Annotated in this window: 16 protein-coding genes; 1 reads left to right on the top strand and 15 read right to left on the bottom strand. The window is 55.1% G+C overall.

The window, feature by feature from the left end:
- Positions 1 to 13 precede the first annotated feature (13 nt).
- Entirely contained in the window at positions 14 to 2,317 is a 2,304-nt protein-coding gene (locus tag D6029_RS20440; RefSeq protein ID WP_120066523.1) for an Orn/Lys/Arg family decarboxylase, read from the top strand.
- A 48-nt stretch (positions 2,318 to 2,365) separates the two neighbouring features.
- On the opposite strand, the gene D6029_RS20445 is transcribed toward D6029_RS20440, so the two are convergent.
- The 15 genes from D6029_RS20445 to D6029_RS20515 form a co-directional block, all read right to left on the bottom strand.
- On the bottom strand, positions 2,366 to 2,980 hold the full coding sequence (locus D6029_RS20445) for a 4'-phosphopantetheinyl transferase superfamily protein (protein WP_120066524.1): 615 nt from the start codon (positions 2,978 to 2,980) through the stop codon (positions 2,366 to 2,368).
- Complete coding sequence (locus D6029_RS20450; RefSeq protein ID WP_120066525.1) at positions 2,971 to 4,200, bottom strand: beta-ketoacyl-ACP synthase; 1,230 nt, start codon at positions 4,198 to 4,200, stop codon at positions 2,971 to 2,973. Before D6029_RS20450 ends, D6029_RS20445 begins: the two co-directional genes overlap by 10 nt.
- Positions 4,197 to 4,928 carry a 3-ketoacyl-ACP reductase FabG2 gene (locus D6029_RS20455; RefSeq protein ID WP_120066526.1) on the bottom strand — a complete coding sequence of 244 codons (732 nt, stop codon included), beginning with the start codon at positions 4,926 to 4,928 and terminating at the stop codon, positions 4,197 to 4,199. Before D6029_RS20455 ends, D6029_RS20450 begins: the two co-directional genes overlap by 4 nt.
- Before the next feature lie 76 nt (positions 4,929 to 5,004).
- A complete protein-coding gene (locus tag D6029_RS20460; RefSeq protein ID WP_120066527.1) occupies positions 5,005 to 5,463 on the bottom strand; it encodes a hotdog family protein in 459 nt (152 codons plus the stop codon).
- Positions 5,456 to 6,628, bottom strand: coding sequence for a beta-ketoacyl-[acyl-carrier-protein] synthase family protein (locus tag D6029_RS20465; protein WP_120066528.1), 1,173 nt, complete (start codon positions 6,626 to 6,628; stop codon positions 5,456 to 5,458). Before D6029_RS20465 ends, D6029_RS20460 begins: the two co-directional genes overlap by 8 nt.
- 2 nt (positions 6,629 to 6,630) lie before the next feature.
- Positions 6,631 to 7,206, bottom strand: a complete 576-nt coding sequence (locus tag D6029_RS20470; RefSeq protein ID WP_120066529.1) for a DUF3261 domain-containing protein — start codon at positions 7,204 to 7,206, stop codon at positions 6,631 to 6,633.
- The gene (locus D6029_RS20475) at positions 7,206 to 9,524 is read right to left on the bottom strand and encodes an MMPL family transporter (RefSeq protein WP_120066530.1); all 2,319 of its coding nucleotides are present in this window, start codon (positions 9,522 to 9,524) and stop codon (positions 7,206 to 7,208) included. Before D6029_RS20475 ends, D6029_RS20470 begins: the two co-directional genes overlap by 1 nt.
- On the bottom strand, positions 9,496 to 10,101 hold the full coding sequence (locus D6029_RS20480; RefSeq protein ID WP_120066531.1) for a LolA family protein: 606 nt from the start codon (positions 10,099 to 10,101) through the stop codon (positions 9,496 to 9,498). The genes D6029_RS20475 and D6029_RS20480 overlap by 29 nt, the downstream gene beginning before the upstream one ends.
- Positions 10,094 to 10,519, bottom strand: coding sequence for an acyl-CoA thioesterase (locus D6029_RS20485; RefSeq protein WP_120066532.1), 426 nt, complete (start codon positions 10,517 to 10,519; stop codon positions 10,094 to 10,096). The genes D6029_RS20480 and D6029_RS20485 overlap by 8 nt, the downstream gene beginning before the upstream one ends.
- Positions 10,513 to 12,213 (bottom strand): glycosyltransferase family 2 protein, encoded by a 1,701-nt coding sequence (locus tag D6029_RS20490; protein WP_120066533.1) that lies wholly within the window; start codon positions 12,211 to 12,213, stop codon positions 10,513 to 10,515. The genes D6029_RS20485 and D6029_RS20490 overlap by 7 nt, the downstream gene beginning before the upstream one ends.
- On the bottom strand, positions 12,204 to 12,554 hold the full coding sequence (locus D6029_RS20495; RefSeq protein WP_120066534.1) for an ApeI family dehydratase: 351 nt from the start codon (positions 12,552 to 12,554) through the stop codon (positions 12,204 to 12,206). Before D6029_RS20495 ends, D6029_RS20490 begins: the two co-directional genes overlap by 10 nt.
- Positions 12,541 to 13,860, bottom strand: a complete 1,320-nt coding sequence (locus D6029_RS20500; protein ID WP_120066535.1) for an AMP-binding protein — start codon at positions 13,858 to 13,860, stop codon at positions 12,541 to 12,543. The genes D6029_RS20495 and D6029_RS20500 overlap by 14 nt, the downstream gene beginning before the upstream one ends.
- Positions 13,853 to 14,422 carry a COG4648 family protein gene (locus D6029_RS20505; RefSeq protein ID WP_147365254.1) on the bottom strand — a complete coding sequence of 190 codons (570 nt, stop codon included), beginning with the start codon at positions 14,420 to 14,422 and terminating at the stop codon, positions 13,853 to 13,855. Before D6029_RS20505 ends, D6029_RS20500 begins: the two co-directional genes overlap by 8 nt.
- A 4-nt stretch (positions 14,423 to 14,426) precedes the next feature.
- Entirely contained in the window at positions 14,427 to 14,675 is a 249-nt protein-coding gene (locus D6029_RS20510) for an acyl carrier protein (RefSeq protein ID WP_120066536.1), read from the bottom strand.
- A gap of 19 nt (positions 14,676 to 14,694) precedes the next feature.
- On the bottom strand, positions 14,695 to 14,967 hold the full coding sequence (locus D6029_RS20515; protein ID WP_120066537.1) for a phosphopantetheine-binding protein: 273 nt from the start codon (positions 14,965 to 14,967) through the stop codon (positions 14,695 to 14,697).
- Positions 14,968 to 14,982 lie beyond the last annotated feature (15 nt).

A 14,982-nucleotide genomic window follows, 5' to 3' on the forward strand; every position in this document is an offset into this window, starting at 1 on the left:
ACAGGAGTGGCTCATGCTTGATCTCGGCACGCATCAAAAGCGCAAAATTCTGGTGGTCGACAGCAGCATTCAGGACGTTAACACCGCCAACGGACGCGCAGTGGCGGAACTGATTGAAGCTCTGGAAGAAAACAACTTTGCGGTGATTTCCGCCGCTACCTTTGAAGATGGTATCGCCACGGTCACGTCCGATGCTTCGTTGTGCTGTATTTTCGTGGACTGGACTTCCGGCGGCAACGACGACGCCTCACACAGCCAGGCGTTCACGCTGCTGCAAACTATTCGTCGGCGCAATAAAAGCGTGCCGGTGCTGTTGATGGCAGAACACTCCTGCGTCGATACGCTAACGCTGGATTCGATGCGGCTGGTGAATGAGTTTGTCTGGATGCACGAGGACACCGCCGAATTTATTGCCGCGCGCGCCCGTTCGTTGATTCAGCGTTATTACCAACAATTGCTGCCGCCGTTTACCCGGGCGCTATTTAATTACACCCTCGAAAACCCGGAATACTCATGGGCGGCACCGGGCCATCAGGGCGGCGTAGCGTTTACCAAATCGGCAGTCGGGCGTGAGTTTCTGGATTTCTTCGGTGAGAATTTATTCCGCACCGATACCGGTATTGAACGCGCCGCAATGGGTTCTTTGCTTGATCACAGCGGGCCGATTAAAGCCTCGGAAACTTACGCCGCCGAAGTGTTTGGCGCACACAAAAGTTACTCGGTTTTAAACGGCACCTCCGGCTCCAACCGCGCGATTATGCAGGCGGTGGTCGGCGAGCTTGAAATCGCGCTTTGCGACCGCAACTGCCATAAATCCATTGAACAGGGCTTAGTGATGACCGGGGCGCTGCCGGTTTATTTTGTGCCGACGCGCAACCGTTTTGGCATCATCGGGCCAATCCCCAAACGCCAGTTCACCCCGGAAAGCATTCGTGCGGCCATTGACGCCAACCCGCTCAAGCATGAAGTGGTGAGCGATAAACCGGTGTACGCGGTAGTCACCAACTGTACTTATGACGGCATGTGTTATCACGCCGAAGCGGCGCAAGAATTGCTGGCGCAAAGTGTTGACCAGATTCATTTCGATGAAGCCTGGTACGCATATGCCCGCTTTAACCCGATGTACAAAGGCCGCTTTGCGATGCGCGGCGACCCGAAGGATTTCGACAGTAACGGGCCGACGATTTTTGCCACGCACTCCACGCACAAACTGCTGGCCGCCCTTTCGCAATCGTCTTACATCCATATTCGTAACGGTAAAAAGCCCGTCGAGCATTCACGTTTTAACGAGTCGTATATGCTGCAAGCCACCACTTCGCCGCTGTATGCGATTATCGCTTCCAACGAAATTGGTGCGGCAATGATGGACGGCGGCCAGGGCGAAGCGTTGACCCAGGAAGTGATTGTCGAAGCGGTGGATTTCCGTCTGGCGCTGGCAAAAGTGCATGCGGCGTTTGCTAAAAAAGGCGAGTGGTTCTTCTCGCCGTGGAACGCGCCGACGATTACCGACGCATCCGGCGCGGAGGTGCCATTTGCCAAAGCGTCGCGGGAACAGCTCACCACCGATCCTTCCTGCTGGACGCTAAAACCCGGCGACAAATGGCATGGATTTGAACAACTTGAGGACGAATGGTGTCTGCTCGACCCGATCAAAGCGGGGATTTTAGCCCCCGGCATGGGCGATGACGGCAACCTGCTGGAGGCCGGTATTCCGGCGGCGATGGTCACGGCGTATCTTGGCGAGCGCGGCATTGTGCCGTCGCGCACCACCGATTTTATGGTGTTATGCCTGTTCTCCATTGGCGTCACCAAAGGCAAATGGGGCACACTGATTAACGTGTTGCTGGAGTTCAAAACCGATTACGACAACAACACGCCGCTTAAACGTTGCCTGCCGGATTTGATCAGCGCCGACGCGGCACGTTATGCGGGAATGGGGCTGAAGGATCTGTGCGATGAAATGTTTAACTACATGAAAACCAGCCAGATGGACAAACTCCAGGCCGAGGCTTTTGGCAATATTCCCGTTCCGGTGACGCGCCCGCGCATTGCCTTCCAGCAGCATATGGCGGGTAAAGCCGACCATTTGCCTATCGACCAGTTACCGAACCGGATTTCCGCCGTCGGCGTGATCCCTTATCCGCCGGGGATTCCGATTGTGATGCCGGGCGAAAGTTTTGGTGACGCTGATGGGCCGTGGCTGAAATACATTCGCAGCATCGCGCAATGGGGCGAGAAATTCCCCGGTTTTGAGAAAGAACTGGAAGGCGCGGAGTTAATTGATGGGGTTTATCACATTTGGGCGTTGAATCAGTAAACGGGCTTCGCAAACCGTCGGATAAGCCGCAGGCATCATCCGACAAAATTACAAAATCACCCATTCCGCTGCAAAATCATCGGGAAATGGCTGTTCGCCGCAACAGGCGATCAGCCGGTCTTCAACGGTCACGTGATGCAAAAAACGGTCTGGCGGGCACAACGTCTGGAGCGGCAAATGCAGCTGATCCATTTGCCAGACCGTTCCTGCGCGCTGTTTCAGCACCGCTTCGTGGGCCGTCCACAATCGCCAGAACTGCGGGATGTGTTCCACTTCGGGCAATGATTCCAGCCAGTCGCACAAATCCGCAGCAAAGCTGTGGCGGGCAATAGCCATAAACCTCGCGCGCGGGCGAACTTGCTCAATATCGCAGCCGACTTCACCCACCCCAATCAACACCGCAACGCTGGATCCACTGTTGCTGATATTAAATTCAGGCAGCGCCGGATGATACGGTTTACCCTGTGCGGTGCGTTCGAGTTTAGGCAACGCGCCGTTATTAAGCAGCATCGCCAACAAGACTCGTGCGGCAATCCAGTCCAGGCGGCGATGCCCGGCTGGCGCGTCTTGCAGTAATTGCGCCGACAGCCAGCGATTGGCGAGCGCGTCATCAGACAAACGCGCCACTTCGCCCACCGCCAGCCGATAACCGTTTACTGCCAACGGCGCAGCACCAGCGACGTGTTAATGCCACCGAAAGCGAAGTTATTGCTTTGCACAAATTCGGTGTCGATTTTGCGCGCCGTACCCATGATGTAATCCAACTCGCCGCAGGCTTCGTCCGGGGAGGTTAAATTCAGCGTTTCGGCAAACCAGCCTTCGCGCATCATTTCGATACTCATCCACGCTTCCAGCGCACCGCAAGCCCCGAGCGTATGGCCAAAATAACTTTTCAGCGAAGAGATTGGCGTATTCGCCCCGAAAACTGCCGCCGTGGCGTGGCTTTCGGCAATATCGCCGCGATCGGTGGCGGTGCCGTGAGCATTGATATAGCCAATGTCGCTGGCTGCCAGCCCCGCCGATTGCAGGCCGCGCTCAATACAAATCTGCATGGTTTCTTTCTGCGGCTGGGTAATATGTGCCGCATCGCAGTTGGTGTGGAAGCCGACGATTTCAGCATAGATCGTCGCACCACGCGCCAGAGCGTGATCCAGATCTTCGAGGATCAACGTCCCCGCCCCTTCGCCGATCACCAGGCCGTCACGCTGTTTATCAAAAGGCGATGGCGTGGTTTTTGGCTGGTCATTGCGCTGGCTGGTGGCAAACAGTGTGTCAAACACCGCCGCTTCTGATGGACATAATTCTTCCGCACCGCCCGCCACCATTACGGTCTGGTAGCCATGGCGAATTGCTTCCCAGGCATAACCAATCGCCTGGCTGCCCGATGTACAGGCGCTTGAGGTTGGAATCACACGCCCGCGCAAACCAAAGAACAACCCGGCGTTCACCGCCGCAGTGTGCGGCATCATCTGCACATAAGTGGTGCCGGTGATATTACGGGTGTGTTTTTCGGTAAGCATGGTGGCAAATTCACTCACCGGCCCGGTGCTCCCGGTGGAAGACCCGTAGGCAATGCCGGTTTCACCGCTTGTGAGAATCGGGTCGCCGAGCAAACCGGATTTTATTAACGCCAGTTCAGTGGCGCGAGTGGCGAGTAGCGAAACGCGCCCCATCGCCCGAATGCGTTTGCGGGTGTAATGTTCAGGCAAAGTGAAATTATCCACCGGTGCGCCGAGCATAGTGTTGAGGCCGTCGTAAATTTGCCATTCCGGCATATTCCGCACCGCGTTTTGGCCAGACTTCAAACCCGCCGCCACAGCCTGCCAGTTTTCACCCAGTGCCGTTACGCCGCCCATTCCAGTGACTACTACGCGCTTAATCACAGCATGCCTCCATTGATGGAGATCACCTGGCGTGTGACATAACCCGCCACGGGCGACATCAAATAACGCGCAAGCCCAGCCACTTCTTCCGGCTGGCCCATTCGTTGCAACGGAATCAGGCGCATCGCTTCATTTAATGCGGCTTCTTCCATTTCAATCATGCCGGTATCGATTAAACCGGGTGCGATGCAGTTGACGGTGATTTTGCGTTTCGCCAGTTCAATAGCCAGTGCTTTAGTTGCACCGATAATTCCGGCTTTTGCGGCGCTGTAATTCACCTGCCCACGGTTGCCCATCAGGCCTGAAACCGAGGAAAGCGTGATAATTCGCCCGCCTTTGCGCAGGCCAATCATCGGCATCACACACGGCTGGATAACATTATAAAAACTGTCGAGATTGGTACGGATGACGCCGTCCCAGTCCTCGTCGGTAAGCGCCGGAAATGCGCCGTCGCGGGTCATTCCCGCATTGTTGACCACGCCCCAGTATGCGCCGTGCGTTTCAATATCGGCTTCAATCACGCTGCGGCATTGCTCGCGGTTGGCGCTATCAAATTGCATCACGCGCCCGGTTCCGCCCTGAGCTTTAATATCCTCAAGCGTTTGCTGTGCGCCTGCTTCGTCACGATGGTAATGCACCACCACGGCAAATCCGTCGGCGGCGAGGCCCAGAGCTATCGCCTTGCCAATTCCTTTGCTGGCTCCGGTTATGAGTACCGTTTGTTTCATCTTGCTGCTATCCCATTAAAATAATTATTCTAGTTTTTAATTATCAACGTCGTCGGGGGCGCTGCGCTTGCCCGAGCTAAAAAAGCTGTGCTAATTCATTATTATCGGGCTGATAGGTATTCACTCGCCCGCTCGCCAGTACGTTGCCGTCTGCGAGAATTTGTCCTTCAAAACTACCGATTTTGTCATCACGCATCAGCAGCGTGACGTAACAATCCAACACCAAACCGTTTGGCAGATTTCCCGCTGGGCAGCGCAAACCGCGCCCACCGAGCAACATCCCCACGCGGCTGGCTTCTTCGCCGTTATTCATCGAATGCCAGCCAGACCAGACACCGACAGTCTGCGCAATCAGCTCAACGGCAAACCACCCCGGCAGATTGCCATCCGCATCTAAAAACGGGGCCAGCACGCCATTTTGGCTCACCGTCACTCGGCAATGCGCATTTTCTTGTCCAACCGCCACCACCGTTTCGAGCAAGCACATCGGCGCTTCGTGCGGCAAATAGTGGTGAGGGGCAAGAAAATCAGTCATGAGAAACTCCTAAAATCAGGCAGGCATTATTGCCGCCAAAAGCGAACGAGCTCGACAGCATTGCAGGTTTAATGAGTGGTTTTGGCGCGGTGAGTAAACCACAAACCGCCAGGCTCGCGTCTTGATGCGCGTCAGTGAAATCCTGTGCGGGCAACGGCAAATTTTGCGACAACAATAAATAGCAAAGCGCGGCTTCACAGGCTCCAGCGGCCCCTAAAGTGTGGCCCGTCAGATGCTTAGTCGAGCTGGAAGGAATGCTGTCGCCAAAAAGTTGATTCACCACTTTGGCTTCGATTTCGTCATTCAGCCGCGTGGCGGTGCCGTGCATATTAATATAGCCAATATCATGCGGCTCAAGCTGAGCTTCCCGCAGCGCCATTTCTATTGCACGAATCGCCCCCGCGCCTTCAGGGTGTGGAGCCGACATATGCCACGCATCCGATGATTCGCCCACTCCTAACAAACGCACTTTCCCCGGCTCTTTGGTGAGCAAAATCAACACGCCCGCTTCGCCGATGGTGATCCCGTCGCGCTCGGCGCTGAATGGCTTGCAGCGCACGTCGCTTAAGGATTCCAGGCTGGCGAAGCCGTTAACCGGCATGCGACTTAAAGTATCCGCACCGCCAACAATCGCCGCATCCACCATGCCGGATTCAATCAGCCGTTTGCCGGTAATAATCGCCCGTGCGCTCGACGAGCAGGCGGTAGAAAGAGTTAATGCCGGGCCAAACAGTTGCAGATAATCGCTGAGAAAACGCGACGGATCGCCCAGTTCTTGCTGCCCGTAACGATAAGCGTCTGGCGGGTTTCCGGCGTGGCTGCCGCTGACCATGCGGTCGCCTTCATCCAGCCCGGAGGTGCTGGTGCCGAGGATCACCGCCACGCGAGAATCGCCGTATGTCGCTATCGCTTGATTAACCTGCGGGCGAATTTGTGCCAGCGCGGCCAGCAATAAACGGTTGTTGCGGCTGTTGTATCGCGCCATTTCCGGGGCAATCTCAGGCAACTCTGCGGTCACGCGTCCAACCCAACATTCACCTTGCTGCCGCCAGCCGTCAGTATCCGGCCCCATGCCTGGCGCAACGCCTGTCTGCAAATTTGCCGCGATCTCATCCAGGTTGTTGCCCAGCGCATTGACCATGCCCACGGCTGAAAATGTAATCATGATTAGCTGTCCAGATGCTGAATACGGATGACATAACCAAAACGAAGATGATGCACGATCACCGGCTGGCGGATTCCGTCGCGCATCAGATATTGAATGGTTTCAATCAACTCGCCCTGGTCGTCACGCAGCTCGCGCCGCGAATCGATATCTTTTAGCGTCCAGCCCTTTGGCAATTGCGGCTGCCAGGCGCTTATCGGCCAGTAGCTCAACATAATATCGGCAAGAACCTGGCTGGCTGGAGGCAATTCTGGCAGCGTGATGGATTGTTCGGTTTTAATCCCCGAGGGATCGTACGTCAAACGGAATAAACGAATCCCCAACGGCGACAAACCTGCCAGCATGATTTTCTGCTGGTCGGCATTCAGCAGCACCATCAGCGATTGTGTTTTGCCCTTCACTTCGGCGCTTAAAAGCTGTTGCTCGGTGATAGACGGCGAAATCCCCGGCGCGGGTAACGTCACTAAGGTGCCTGGTTTTAACCATGCTTGTGGGCGCGTGTCGTCTGGTTTTTTGCTACTGCACGCACTGAGTAATAAGGCGCTAAACAGTAAGGCGAGGGTCGGTAGTTTTTTCATTATTCTCTCTTTCCGTGAGGCGGTAAGGCTAAGGGAGCGGTTAAGAAGGCGCAGAAGATCCCGCAGCTCAACACAATGCCAAAACTGGCGATGGCTTGTGTCTGGCTAAAGACCAGCATTCCCAGCGTAAAAAGCGTGGTCAGTAAGGCAATGCAAATTGCCAGTAGCGAAGTCAACGGCGTGCCGCGAGGGTTACTAAAGAATAAGGTGTAGTTGATGCCGATGCCGAGCACCAGCACCAGGGCCAGCAAAGAAAACAGGTTCAACGCATGGCCGCTAAAGGCCAGTGCCGCAAGGCCGCCGCCGAGCGATAACAACGACGGCACCACACTCAGCAAGCCACGTTTCACGCCCAGACGCAGCACATAACTGGCGGCAATCGCCACCACTGCCGCCGCCAGCAGCGTTGCCAGCAAGCTGCGGAAATGGCTGAACAATTCGTTGAACATCACTTTGCGATCCACCCAACTGACACCCGGAATTTTTGCCGCAATCTGGCCGAGTTGTTGGCTGTCGTGAACGCCGCTAACGGGAACCAGCGCGCCGCTTTTGCCATCCGGCAACGTCAGCCACAGCAAACGCCAGCCGCTACTGATAACGCTTTTTTGCCAGAGATCCGGTGTCACCGCCATTTGTTGCAGGTTTGGCGCGCTAATCGTGATGCCACTTTCCGCGAGGCGTTTTTGCAAAATGGGAGCCGCTTCGCGCAGCAATTGCAAATCTGCCTGTTGCTGTTCAAGGGAGGCGAGCGGGATCAGGCGGTAGCTGTCGAGGAGTTTGTTGGCTTTCGCTTGCGACAAAACCGGTGCCAGTTTCTCAAGCCGTTGCAGGGTTTGCTCGGCGCTATCGCCGTAAACCACGAACCATTTTTGGTCCATGCCCTGCCCGGTTAATGCGGTTATCGCCTGCTCTTCACGCACTAAATCCTGCGGCAAGGCCTGGAAACTGGCGATATCGTCATTGATTTTTAGCGTAGAGATTCCAGCAACGCTAATCGCCAGCAGCGCCAGCGGCACGCCAAACCGCACCGCTTTGTTGTGTTGCCAGGCGTTCAGCCAGCCATTCAGAAAACCCCGCAAAGGCACGGGTCTGACGGGCAAACCGCGCACCGCAAAGGGATACCAGCACACCACCGTCAGGCAGGAGGCAATCAACCCGCTGGCGGCGAAAACCGCGAGCTGGCGAATACCGGGGAATGGCGCGAGGATCATAATCAAATAAGCGATGGCGGTGGTCGCCAGCGCCAGCAGCAAAGCGGGAAGCACTTTGCGCAAACTGGCGATTGGCGAATTTTCTGCGCCATGCACCATACGTTCGGTGAGGTAATAAAGAGTGTAATCCGCCGAAACGCCGACGATGCTCATGCTCATCACCAATGTCATCAGATGCAATTCGCCAAAACAGAGCAGCGTGATGGCGGTGCCCGCTAACGCCCCGATGGCAACGGAAGTGGCGCATAAAAATAACGGGCGAACCGAGCGGAAGACCAATAACACTAACAACAACACGCCAATCACCGTGGCGAGGCCGAGTGTTGAAACATCGTGTTTCGCCTGCTGGCTGGCGTAATCGCTATAAAACAGCGTACCGCGCGACATCACTTGCGCCTGCGGGAATTTTTGTTGCAGATTTTGCTGCAAGGCTCGCAACTGTTCGACCGCTGCGCGTCCTTGTTTCATATCAAATGAGGAACCTTTCAGCTCACCGTGCAGCAAATACCAGTAACGCCCCTGCTTATCGCGCGCCACCAGCCAGCCGTTGATAAGCCGCATCTGGCTGGCAGTTTGTTGCAACGCCAGTTGCGAACCGCGCACCAGCATCAACGGATCGTTAGTTAACTCTTTGCCGCTGACGCCGGAAAACGCCGAGTAGAGCTGCGCCAAAACCCACTGTGCCTGCGCTTCACCGCCATTTTGCAGGCGGCTACGGGTCTGGTTGTCCACCAGGCCATTGCGGTGTTCGAAGTAGAATTTCCCCCACTCCTGCTGGCCTTTGACATCCATCGGCCCTTGCACGTCTTGCAGGAACGGCTGCTGTTGTAGCTGCGCCTGCCACCATTTAGCCGCGTCGTCATTTGGCTTATCGCCGGGGCTGACCATCCACATCATTTGCCGGTCAAGACGTTGCAGAAAACCGTTCTCGATTTGCGGGGGAATATTCCCCAGGCTGCTGGCAGGCAGTAGCGAAAGCACGCTGCTGTCGAGCTTTGCCTTTGGCAGCAATGTGGCCAGCAACGCCACCAGCAACATGACGATCACCAGCCAACCCCATGCGAGGCGACGATGCACGTCAGAAAGCGAAGCGCTGTTGCTCTTCATGTGTCAGTTTTCGCGGTTCCAGTCGGTGGTCACTAAAGGTGATTTCGGTGAAATCGCCCTGCAAATCATTGAGCGCAATACGATTCAGATATTTATCGCCCTGCAACGTAATGGTGCTGAACAGCTTATCGAGCGGCGTGGTAATCGGCGTTAACACCAGTTGCCACTGGCCATTGCCCTGGTCGGTAAACTCGCTGGAAAAGTTTTCATCCAGCACTTTGCGGTCGGCCTGGAATAACGCTCGCAATAAATGATTGAACTGGAACATTTGCGGGTTGCTGTCGGCGGTGATGATTTGCGGAGCCTGATTGCCCATGATTTGCGCCATGTGGCTGTCATCGAGCACCAGCGTCATCGGGAATGGATGCTGCTGTTGCCACCATAAACCTTTGCTTTTGGCGATCAGCACTTCGCCGCTGGAGTGCAGCGGTTGCGCCATGCCGCTGATTTGGCGGTCTTGCTGGAATTTCGCCCGCACCACCGGTTGCGACGCAAAGCTGCGTTGCACGTCATCAAGCGTCACGGCACTCGCCGCACAGCTGATCAACAGCAAGGCCAAAAAAATGATTCTATTCATAACTCAAGCCCATGCGTTCAAAAAGGATCTGTGGGGAAACAAAGCACATTTCCCCCGTTGTTGCCTCAACGGCAACCTGAATGGTGTAACCCGTGGTGGTGCGTTTTCCGCTTTCGGCATCGACAATTTCATAGCCAATTTTCAGGCGGTTTTCATATTCCATCACCGTGGCGCGCACCAGAATTTGCTGTTCAAACTTCACCACATCGCGGTATTTAACCCGCGTATCGACCACCGGCCAGACGTAACCTGACTCCTGCATGGCGCGATAACCGTAATCAAACTGCCCGAGCAGCGCTTCACGCGCCACTTCAAAGTAGCGAAAATAGTTTCCGTGCCACACCACGCCCATCGCATCAACATCATGGAATGGGACTTTGATACTGATTTCCACGGAAAAACGCGGATCGCTTAACATCCGAACTCCTTTCCTGGTTCTGGCGGCAACTGCCAGAAATCATAAAAATTAAACCAATCGAGTGGCGAACGCAGCGCATAAAACTCAAGGCGCTGCGCGTAAAGATCGATATTTTCTTGCAACGCCTGCTGGCGCGTGGAGCGTGGCAGCAATAACGGGTCAGCAAAATGTTCCGCATGAATGCGCAGTTTGCCCTGTTCACGCAACACCATCATCAGAATGACCGGGCATCGTAATGCGGCGGCGAGAATAAACGGCCCTTGCGGGAATGGCGCCGGGCTGCCCATAAACTGGCTCCAGCATACACGCCGTTCGCCACCGCGCTGCGGGTTAACCGCAATGCGGTCACCAACAATCGCCACCCATTCGCCGGCTTCAAGTTTTTCTTGCAGCATCATGGCGGTTTCCGGGCCAATGTGACTCACCGGTAATAAATTCACGCCCGCTTGTGGGGCGATCTCTTCAATGATCTGGCGAAAACGCTGGGCGTTGTCGGTAAAGACTAGCGCATTAATGATTAACCCGGCCTCAACCTGCGCCAGTGCGCGGCTGGCTTCGATGTCACCCAAGTGTGCGGCAAGAATGAGTTTCCCCTGCCCCGCCTGCGGCTGTAAAACCTCACGGCTGCCTGGCGCAAATTCAATGTCACGGCCCCACAGAATATCACCACGCCAGGCGGCGATTTTGTTGAGCATTGCATCACCAAAACGTAAGAAATGGCGATAGCTGTTCAACCCTTTTGGCAACGAGATTTGCTGGATTTCCGCCTGCTGACGAACCCGCGCCAGCCAGTGTTGCGACGCTTTTCGCTGGGTGCTTCCCGTCAGCCACATCCACGCCACCACCGGGTAGAGCAGCGCGTTAAAGGCGCGACGCCCCAGGCGCTGATAAATGTTAAGCATCAGGCGCATTCCCGCCAGCCCTTTGCGTTCAGGCACTTGCGCCCAGTGGGCGGTTTTACGACGCCGGGCCAGCAGCGCCGGAATACGCGGCAACATGCTGAAAAACAGTCGCGTATGCATCCAGGAAATGCGCACGTTGTCGCGCAGCGCATCAAAATGCGAAATTCCATCCGGCGGGTAAATCACGCGGGTGCGCAAAAAACGGCTGTCGGTGCCTGCCCAGTACAAACGCACCATGATTTCCGTGTCGAAATCCATGCGTTTACCGGGGCGGTGCTCGGCAACCACCGCCAGCGTCGCCGCCAGCGGATAGACGCGAAAACCGCACATGCTGTCTTTTAATGACAGCGATAACGTTTCAATCCACACCCAAAAGTGCGTGATGTAGCGCCCGTAAAGGCGCGATTTCGGCACCGATTCGTCGTATTCTGGCATGCCGGAAACCAGGCTTTCAGGATGGGCGCGGGCTTCATCTAAAAAGCGCGGCACATCTTCGATGCAATGTTGCCCGTCCGCATCAAGCTGAATGGCGTGAGTAAACCCCGCCTGCGCAGCCGCTTTCAGCCCGGTTATCACCGCCTCGCCTTTGCCCTGATTGGTTTCAAGTTCAATCACGGTGACGCCGGTTAATTGCGCCAGATGCTGTTTGGTCGCCGATTCGCTGCCATCGTCAACAATAATGCAAGGCAGTTCATAGGGTTGCAGCCGCGCCAGCACTGCGGCCATCGTCGCGCCGTGGTTGTAACAAGGGATCACCACGCAGGGGTGAAAAGCCGAAGGCGCTACGGACATAGTTTAATCTTTCCGCTACTCGCTGGAATCTCGCCCTGGTCAGTCAGCAAGGTGTAAGAAAAACTCAATACGCTGCGCTGTGCGTCCCAGTTTAAAGTCAGATTCAGTGTGGTGTCAGGCACAATCGGGCGCTGGAATTTCACGCTGTCGATGGCGCTAAAACGCAGACCCGGTGCGAGTTGCGCGCCGTAAGCCATCACCCAATCCAGTTGCGCGACGCCGGGTAAAATCGGCTGCGTGGGGAAATGCCCCGCAAACCAGCCTAAAGTTGCCGGAATCGCCAGGCGCAAACAAAGTTTGTTTTCTTCGGGTTGTGAGCGCTGTAACTCAACGGGTTTCATCAAATAATTCCTGTAATTGCGTCCATGCGCGTTTGCTTTGGCTATTGAGCGGAATGCGCTCGACGATGCGCCAGTAACGCGGAATGGCGACCGGTTCAAGCCAGGCGCGAAGCGCTTCTCGCCACAGTTGCTTGTTGCCGTCTTGCCCGCAAGGGACAACGACCGCGCCCAGCACAATACGATTGCCGCGCAGTATTGGAACCACTGCCGCATCTTCAATGCCGGGTAACGCCTGCAAACGGCGTTCAATTTCAGTCAGTGAGATGCGCTTTTCTTCTATTTTTACGATGCGGTCACGACGCCCGGATAAACGAAAACTGCCCTGCGGCGTAAATTCGAGAATGTCATCCAGTTGCACAGGATTACTGCCAATTAATGGCGATTCAACCCACCAGCCATCTTCATGGGCAATAAAATTCACCAACGGGAATGGCAGCCATTTGGGCGCGGGTTGAACATGTTCTCGCCACGCTAGTACTCCGGTTTCGGTGGTGCCGTAGATTTCTGAAACCGGTGTGTTAAGCCAGGCGCGGGCGGTTTGCGCGGTGTCGTCATCGAGTTTTCCGGCAGCGGAAATGACTCTCTTAAAGTCAGGTGCCGCCAGATTTGCATCGAGACGCTTTAAAAATGCCGGGCTGCTGATAAACAGCAGCGGAGTGGATGTGTGGGCCGCGAGTTGTTCCGGGAAGTGAATCATCGCTGCATCGGTTGCTAAACCGAGCGCCATCGGCAGCATCACGCGGAAGGTGAAGCCATAAAGATGCTGATGGGAAACGGAACCGACCACGCGGCAATCACCTAAACTTTCGCCCCACAATGCGGCAAGCCACGCAATTTCTTCATCCAGTGCGGATAACGATTTAACGATTTGTGCCGGTTCGCCGGTGGAACCCGAGGTAAACAGCGCCACGCCTGCATTGGCAGGAATCGACTCAAACGGTTGAATCGCCGTGCAGGCTAAACCCTTCGGGTTGATGACCGGGCAAATGAGGTTCAGTGCCGCATCGCTCAACACGCCATAAAAATGGATTTGCTGCTCGCGCAGTTGTGCTTCACGGCTATGGCCGGGTATAACTGGCGTTTTTCCGGCGTGGAGCGTGGCTAATAGCGCGGCAATAAAATCGTAGCTGTTGTCAAAACAAAGCGCCCAACGCTCGCCGGGCTGAGTTTTAAGCCAGCTGTAAATACGATGAACGTCGTTGATTAAATCGGCCTGCGTCCAACGCGTCTGCCCTTCAAACGCCACAACATGCAGCGGATGACGGTGGGAATTTAGCCAGTTTGCGAGAGGTAAAGGTTTATTCATAGCGACGTTTCACCCGTTGCCTGACCAGCCATTCGCCAGCAAATAATAGCCCCATCAACACATAGCTCATCATGCCGTTCCACAGCGTCCACCAGTGAATATTGCCCGCAAGGCTTGTCCACAGCGCAATACTTCCGTTAACGATAAAGAACACGCACCAGACTTGCGTCACACGGCGGGTATAACGCACACCGGCGGGTGGGAGATCCCCTTCGCGCCAGCGGGCCAGCCGCTCCACTATCGACATGCGGCTAAACAGCGACGAACCAAATAACGCCAGCATCACGCCATTCACCACCACCGGATACCACAGCAAAAGTTGTGCTTCACGCATCCAGATGCTGGCAACGCATAATACCGCTCCTGCAATTGCCAGCCCTTTAAAGGCGCGGCTTAAGGCTCCGGTTTTGCCCCGTAAGGTACACAAACGCAGCACAAAGCACAGCGCCAGAATCGGCAGCAAAATGTGTAAATGGGGATATGCGATGACGAGCCAGACGGCAAAGGGCCAACCGATGACGGCCAGCCCTCCAGCAATACTCAGCGCTCGTTTTGCCAGCACGCGATTAAGACCCGCTATGCAGACGCTCTACCGCGTCCACGACATCCTGTACGGTGCGAACCGTTTTGAAATCTTCCGGTTTGATTTTTTTGCCGGTGCGTTTTTGCAGATGAACGACCATATCGACCGCATCAATGCTGTCGAGATCCAGGTCTTCGTATAAACGTGCCTGCGGGGTAATTTGTTCAGGAGACAGTTCAAATAACTTCACCAGTAACCCGGTGACTTCCTGATAAATATCTTCTTTATTCATAACGTACTCGTGGTTTTAATCAGGCGCTGTGCGCAGGGTTTTGGCTCGAAATAAATGCAGCGAGGTTGGCGACGGAATAAAAATGTTCGCGCATCGCTTCATTTTCAGCGGATAACACCACGCCGAAACGTTTTTTTACCGCAAGGCCTAATTCCAGTGCATCAATGGAATCAAGTCCGAGGCCATCGTTACCAAATAACGCGGCATCACTTTCAATCTCATCAACACCGATCTCTTCGAGATTCAAGGTGTCGATAATGAGTTGTTTAATATCAGTCTCTAAAGATTCCATATAACCATCCGAGTC

Source organism: Buttiauxella izardii (assembly GCF_003601925.1).
In the GTDB taxonomy this organism is placed as follows: domain Bacteria; phylum Pseudomonadota; class Gammaproteobacteria; order Enterobacterales; family Enterobacteriaceae; genus Buttiauxella; species Buttiauxella izardii.